Genomic DNA, 398 nt, shown 5'->3' with positions numbered 1-398 from the left:
CCTTCCAGTGGGACCTCAACTACACCAATCCCGCGGTCTTCCGCGCCATGGCCGCGGAGCAGCTATTCCTCGCCGCCCAGGGCGTGGAGGTGCAGCGGATGGACGCGGTGGCGTTCATCTGGAAGCAGCTGGGCACCGCGTGCGAGTCCCTGCCACAGGCCCACGTGCTGCTGCGGGCCTCCAACGCGCTGTGCCGCATCGCCGCGCCGTCGGTGCTGTTCAAGTCCGAGGCGATCGTCCACCCGGACGCGGTGATCCTCTACGTCGAGCCCGGCCAGTGCCAGCTCTCCTACAACCCCCTGCAGATGGCCCTGACCTGGGAGGCGCTGGCCACCCGCGAGCCCAAGCTGCTGGCCCAGGCCCTGGCGGAGCGCCACGCCCTGCCGCCCGGCACCGCG

The 398-nt window shown here is 71.4% G+C and carries 1 pseudogene; it reads left to right on the top strand.

Annotated elements, in window-relative coordinates:
* Positions 1–398: pseudogene (locus ACWCOM_RS18525) on the top strand (amylosucrase); the annotation flags it as partial.

The organism is Kocuria sp. KH4, from assembly GCF_053711175.1.
This window is presented reverse-complemented; position numbering and strand designations above follow the sequence as displayed.